5 protein-coding genes and 1 pseudogene are annotated in these 6,177 nt (G+C 65.6%); 2 read left to right on the forward strand and 4 right to left on the reverse strand.

Features of this window, described 5'->3' with window-relative positions; genetic code table 11:
- Positions 1–1,775 (reverse strand): annotated as a pseudogene (locus PF446_RS10815) (hypothetical protein); the annotation flags it as partial.
- 180 nt (positions 1,776–1,955) lie between these two features.
- Positions 1,956–2,150: a hypothetical protein gene (locus tag PF446_RS10820; protein ID WP_298071437.1), complete on the reverse strand. Its 195-nt coding sequence runs from the start codon at positions 2,148–2,150 to the stop codon at positions 1,956–1,958.
- Between the two features lie 312 nt (positions 2,151–2,462).
- Here PF446_RS10820 and PF446_RS10825 point away from each other — a divergent pair, with 312 nt between their 5' ends.
- Positions 2,463–3,080, forward strand: coding sequence for a peroxiredoxin (locus PF446_RS10825; RefSeq protein ID WP_298071439.1), 618 nt, complete (start codon positions 2,463–2,465; stop codon positions 3,078–3,080).
- A gap of 133 nt (positions 3,081–3,213) precedes the next feature.
- On the opposite strand, the gene PF446_RS10830 is transcribed toward PF446_RS10825, so the two are convergent.
- Complete coding sequence (locus tag PF446_RS10830) at positions 3,214–4,233, reverse strand: zinc-dependent alcohol dehydrogenase family protein (protein ID WP_298071445.1); 1,020 nt, start codon at positions 4,231–4,233, stop codon at positions 3,214–3,216.
- A 93-nt stretch (positions 4,234–4,326) separates the two neighbouring features.
- Positions 4,327–5,421, reverse strand: coding sequence for an aromatic ring-hydroxylating dioxygenase subunit alpha (locus tag PF446_RS10835; protein WP_298071448.1), 1,095 nt, complete (start codon positions 5,419–5,421; stop codon positions 4,327–4,329).
- A gap of 145 nt (positions 5,422–5,566) precedes the next feature.
- On the opposite strand from PF446_RS10835, the gene PF446_RS10840 reads away from it, so the two are divergent.
- On the forward strand, positions 5,567–6,177 hold a 611-nt coding region (locus PF446_RS10840; RefSeq protein WP_298071450.1), incomplete at its 3' end, for an aminotransferase class IV.

The raw sequence follows: 6,177 nt of genomic DNA on the forward strand, positions 1-6,177 counted from the left end.
CAATGTTCGCCGCCGTCGACCGTCACATGCACGAGTCCGTCCTGCGAGCCCGCCCAGATCACCTTCTTCTCCACCTGGGACACGGAGAGCGCGGAAATATCCGGGAAGACTTCGGCGGCGGTCTGGTCCAGGTCGATCGGACCGCCGGTCGGCCCCTCGGTGGCCGGATCATTTCGCGTCAGGTCCGGGCTGATCACCTTCCAGGTGCGGCCGCCATCGTCGCTGACCATGACGTACTGGGAGGCGAGGAACAGCTTCTTCGGATCGTTCGGCGAGAAGAAGATCGGATGGGTCCAGCCGAAGCGGTATTTCATTCTCGCCGCGTCCCCGCCATCGAGGTAGATGGGCGATGGGCTCACGGACTTGCGCGCGCCGGTTATCCGATTGTAGCGCTGCATGAGGGTGTAGTAATCGGCGCCGTAGGTCACGTAGCGGTTGCCGGGATCCGGGGCGACGAACGTGCTCTCACCAAGCGCGACCGAGTGCCACGCGGAGACCGGTATCGCGCCGCCCGGCATCGCGCTCGGTCCTTCGAATGAGCCTTCGTCCTGTTGCGCGCCATACACGTTGAACGGGAATTCGTGGTCGATCGCGACGTGATAGAACTGGCCGGTTGGCTGGTTTTGCTCGGTGCTCCAGTTCTTGCCGCCGTCGCTCGATACCGTCGCGCCGCCGTCATTGCCGACCAGCAGGATCTTCGGGTTGTGAGGGTTGATCCACACGGTATGGTTGTCGCCGTGGGGCATGTGCAGCAGCGAGAACGCCTTGCCGCCGTTGCGCGATACCCATACGCCGTCGACGTTCGGCACGTACAGCGTGTCCGGATTCGTCGGGTCGACGTAGATGCTCATGTAGTAGAAGGCACGCTGGCGCAGGCTCCAGTTGCGGTTGACGCGTTTCCACGTCTTGCCGCCGTCGTTGGAACGAAAGACGCCGCCGTGCTTGGCCTGGATGATCGTGTAGACGATGTTCGGATGGCTGGCAGCGATGGAAACGCCCATGCGACCAAGCACGCCGTGGGGCAGGCCCGGATTGCGGGTAAGGTTCGTCCAGTGCGCGCCGCCGTCGGTGCTCTTGTACAGCCCGCTGCCCGGTCCGCCGGAGGTCAGTTTCCACGGTACGCGTCGCGCCTGCCACATGGTCGCGTACAGCACCTTGGGGTTGTGCGGATCGATCACCAGATCGATGGCGCCCGTCTTGGCGTTGACGTACAGCACCTTGCGCCAGGTCTTGCCGCCGTCGGTGGATTTGAACACACCGCGATCGTCGTTCGGCTTGAACACGTGGCCCATGGAGGCGACGTAGACGATCTTGGAATTGTGCGGATCGACGACGATCGCGCTGGTGGTACGCGTGTGACGCAGACCCATGTATTTCCAGGTCTTGCCGGCGTCCACGGACTTGAATACACCGTTACCGGTGACCATGTCGCCGCGGATATCCGACTCGCCGGTCCCGACGTAGATCACCTTGGCGTTCGATGGTGCGATCGCAATGGCGCCGACGCTGCCGCTGGCCGATTTCCACTTGCCATCGGTGATGTTGTGCCAGCGGGCTCCGTAGCTCGTGCTCTTCCAGACACCGCCGTCGACCGAGCCCATGTAGAAGACGTTATGCTCGCCGGGCACACCGGCCACAGCGATGACGCGCCCACCGATGTACGGACCGATGTTGCGCCAGGCGAGTTTTCCGTTGAGAAATTTCTGTACGGGCACCGCGTGAGCGCCGAACGGCGCGCAGCACAGCGCCGCGAGCGTCACTAGTGCCACGAGCATGAACTTGCTGCGGACGGGCCGCGGAGCAGCATCGACATGGATCATTCTGTTCCCCTTCTCGCCACTTCATCACGGAACGCGGGCGATATGCGTCGGATCAGATTAACCAACTGCATGAGGGCTCGCAATGAATAACGGCGCCAGGTGATCAGCGCTTGAAACAATGTTCACGATGCCAACTCAGATACGTCGGGTGAGGCCCGAGCTCGGGTGCTGCAGGAACGGCAAGCATCCGGTCTGTCGTATGAGCTTGTCGAGGTCATCCGGCACGCCGTGTGGCGACAGCATGATCCGGAAGTCGTCGCTGAACGTCATCAGCGCGTAGCCCGGATAAGCGAAGCGCATCCGGGCAAAAAACACCGGACGCGGATGCATGCAATCCTCCTGCGCACCAGGGCCGCGTTGCGGCCGGTCCCGGATGCGACCGAAGGGAGTGCCCGTGGTGCGGCGATGCCTTATCCGGGCTACGCCCGGCGCGAAGGGCGCAGGCTGCTATGATGAATGAACGACTCCGCCTTTTCGGATCCCGGGACTGTAATCGACTCGCGTGCCATGGTCACGCAATCTTCACCGGTCGACGCGCACACTGGGCAGAATGCGTACTCTGGGCTCATATCAACAACGCCCGGATGAAGTGATTTGTCCAGATGCAGGGGCGTTCTACACATCCAACGGAGGATCGGACAGATGAAACGATATCGGTTGGCGCTGGTCGCGTTCGGCGCCCTGGGTGTGCTGCTGGCGGGCGTGCCCGCACTGGCCGCGCTGGCGCCCGGCGCCAAGGCACCCGACTTCACCGCCAAGGCCAGCCTGGCGGGCAAGAACTTCACCTTCTCGCTGAAGCAGGCGCTGAACAAGGGCCCGGTGGTGGTGTATTTCTACCCGGCCGCGTACACCGGTGGCTGCGACCTGGAGGCGCACACCTTCGCCACCGAGAAGGACAAGTTCGTGGCCGCCGGCGCCACCATCATCGGTGTCTCGGCCGACAGCCTGCAGCGGCTGGACTCGTTCTCGGCCGATCCCAAGTACTGCGCCGGCAAGTTCCCGGTGGCCTCCGATCCCCACGGAAGGATCGCCGCAACCTACGGGCTCAAGCTGATGCCTCCGCAGCCGGGCGTGAAGGACGTGCGCGGCGTGACCGTGCACCACGGGTTCATCCCGCGCACCACCTTCGTGATCGGCGCCGACGGCACGATCGTGGCCTCTTTCTCGTCCAGCGCTGATCACCTGACGCCGGACCAGCACGTGAGCAGGTCGCTGGCCATCGTACGTCGCCTGCATGCCGCTGAGGCGAAGGCGAACTAAACTGCTTCACGCCCCCGGTGATGGGACTTCGGCCTGACTCTCTCGATGAAGGCGCAGTAGTGAACTGGCCGCTTCGCGACTCCCCGCCCTGCCACACCATGAGGCAAGGGGTGGGTGCCGACTTGCGGCTGGATCACGGCCGCAGCACCGCCGCACCTTCGATCTCACCTTCGCGCAACCGCCGCAGCGCTTCGTTGGCCTGGTCCAGCGCGAAACTGGTGGTGTGCGTGCGTACCGGGACCTCGGCGGCGATCTTGAAGAATTCCTCGCCGTCGCGACGGGTCAGGTTGGCGACCGAGCGCAGCACGCGCTCTTCCCACAGCAGGCGGTAGGGGAACGACGGGATGTCGCTCATGTGGATGCCGGCGCAGACCACGGTGCCGCCGCGAAGGGTGGCCTTGAGCGCGGCGGGCACCAGGTCGCCGACCGGGGCGAAGATGATCGCCGCGTGCAGCGGTTTGGGCGGCATTTCCAGCGAACCGCCGGCCCAGGTGGCGCCCAGCGAACGCGCGAAGTCCTGCCCCTTGGTGTCGCCGGGACGGGTGAACGCGTAGATGTCCTGGCCGCGGTGGCGCGCCACCTGCGCGGCGATGTGCGCGGCGGCGCCGAAGCCATACAGGCCCAGCCGCTTGATGTGTTCGGGATCGCCGGCCATGCGCAGGGCGCGGTAGCCGATCAGGCCGGCGCACAGCAGCGGCGCCGCCTCCTCGTCGTCGAACACGTCGGGGATGGCGAAGCAGAAGCGCGCGTCGGCCACGGCGTATTCGGCGTAGCCGCCGTCGACCTGGTAGCCGGTAAAGCGCGCGTTTTCGCACAGGTTCTCCTGCCCGCTGCAGCAGAACCTGCATTCGCCGCAGGTCCAGGCCAGCCACGGCACGCCGACGCGGTCGCCCTCGGCGTACTGCGTGACGCCTTCGCCCAGCGCGTCGACCCGGCCGACGATTTCGTGGCCGGGGATCAAGGCGTCCTTGGGGTGTTCCAGCTCGCCGTCGACCACGTGCAGGTCGGTGCGGCACACGCCGCAGGCGCTGATGCGCAGACGGACCTGGCCGGCGCCCGGCTCGGGTACCTGGCGATCCTCCTGACGACGCAGCGGTTCGCCAACGCCGTCCATCACCATGGCCTGCATTGTTTTCGTGTCGTCGGAAGCCATCCCTTTCATCCTACACCCGTGCAAACGCCGCCGGACCAGACCCGTTGCCTCGCCGGGCCTTCGCAATCGCGACCCGTCCCGCCGCACCTTCGATCAGCCGCGCGTGCCTGCGTACCTCCGGTAGGCCGCACGCAGCAGTTCCTGGAAGTGGTGCACGGCGTCCTCGCGCTTCGGATTCAGGCGTCCGGCGTGGTAGGAGCCGGAGGCCAGGTTGCGCTGCACGATCTCGCACATGTCCACGTCCTGGCGTTGCACCAGGTCGCTGAAGGCGTGGTCGCGCTGGTGGCGTTCGGCCACTTCGGCCGGGTCGGCCTCGGGCGGGTAGTAGTAGTCGAACGTGACGCGGCAGCGGTCCACGCCCAGCGGCAGCACGCGGTTGGTCTGCAGGCGACCGGGCAGGATGTTGAGCAGGGTGTTGGGCCAGATCGTGTAGTACAGCGCCTCGCCCTTTCCGTACAAGCCCTCGCCGCTTTCCAGCGGACTGTACTGCAGCGAATGCCACGGCGCGGTCTCGACGATGTAGCTGCGGTAGTCGAGCATCGCGTTGAGCTCGGGGTGGATGTGCGGGACGTGGTAGCCCTCCAGGTAGTTGTCGATGTAGGTCTTCCAGTTGCACGCAATGTCGTAGACCACGCGCTGATGGAAGCGGTAGTGCTCCAGGCTGCGCGGGCCGATGCGCTCGCGGATCCCTTCCAGGACTTCGCTGAGCGGCGGCGCGTTGTCGTCCAGGCAGGCGAAGACGAGGCCCAGCCATTCGGCCACGCGCGCTTCGGGCAGGCGCACGGCCGAAACGTCGAAACCCTCAGCCTCGCCCATCTCGGTGGCGCTGAGCAATTGCCCGTCCAGTGCGTAGCTCCAACCGTGGTACTGGCAGCGCAGGCGTTTCGCACCGCGACCGTCGCAGGTGGCCAGTGGCCCGGCACGATGCCGGCACACGTTGTGCAGCGCGCGTAGTGCACCGTCGTCCCCACGCACCAGCAGCAGCGGCACACCGGCGATCTCGGTGACCACGTGATCGCCCGACTGGTTCAGCGCGGATGCGTGCGCCACCAGTTGCCAGCCATGGGCAAACACCGCGCTGCGGTCCAGCAAATCACTGCCGGCGTCCGTGTAGAACCACGCCGGCAACGCACGCGCATGCGCCAGCGGCTGTGGGGCCAGGTCGTCGGTATAAGTAATCATCGGCATGCATCCCTCCGGGACCGACAGTATCGCGCATGCCCGGGATGCCTACATCCACGCCACAAGGCGGCGCAATTTGATACCGTACCTGTGCACCACGGCATGACCGCAATCGCATGCCCCGCATGATTGTCCCGCACGGTATCCAAGCATGAGCGAACCCGTCACCACCCACCAGGCTGAAGAAGACGCCCGCAACACGGACCTCCTGATTTACGTGAACGGGCGCATCGTGCCCAAGGCCGAGGCCATGGTCAGCGTGTATGACAGCGGCTTCCTGATGGGTGACGGGGTGTGGGAAGGGCTGCGCCTGCATCACGGACGCTGGGCGTTCCTCGGCGATCATATGGATCGGTTGTTCGAAGGCGCCAAGGCGATCGACCTGGACATCGGCATGACCCGGGACGCCTTGCTCGACGCGCTGGAAGCCCTGCGCACGGCCAACGAGATGCACGACGACGCGCATGCCCGGCTGATGGTCACGCGCGGCGTGAAGATGCACCCGTTCCAGCACCCGTCGCTGTCGCGCTCGGGGCCGACAGTCGTGATCATCATGGAGCATTCGCGCCCGCAGCTGCCGCGCCCGGTGCGGCTGGCCACCGTGCCGCACGTCCGGGGCCTGCCGATGACGCAGGACCCCAAGCTCAACACGCATTCCAAGCTCAACTGCATCCTGGCCTGCATCGCCGCCGAGAAGGCCGGCGCGGACGAGGCCTTGATGCTGGACGTGCACGGCTTCGTCAACACCACCAACGCCTGCAA

The organism is Oleiagrimonas sp. (assembly GCF_027858935.1).
In the GTDB taxonomy this organism is placed as follows: domain Bacteria; phylum Pseudomonadota; class Gammaproteobacteria; order Xanthomonadales; family Rhodanobacteraceae; genus Oleiagrimonas.

Excerpts from the sequence above, each read along its gene's own strand:
- PF446_RS10820 (WP_298071437.1), bottom strand. The coding sequence starts at position 2,150 with ATGCATCCGCGTCCGGTGTTTTTTGCCCGGATGCGCTTCGCTTATCCG.
- PF446_RS10825 (WP_298071439.1), top strand. The coding sequence starts at position 2,463 with ATGAAACGATATCGGTTGGCGCTGGTCGCGTTCGGCGCCCTGGGTGTG.
- PF446_RS10830 (WP_298071445.1), bottom strand. The coding sequence starts at position 4,233 with ATGGCTTCCGACGACACGAAAACAATGCAGGCCATGGTGATGGACGGC.
- PF446_RS10835 (WP_298071448.1), bottom strand. The coding sequence starts at position 5,421 with ATGCCGATGATTACTTATACCGACGACCTGGCCCCACAGCCGCTGGCG.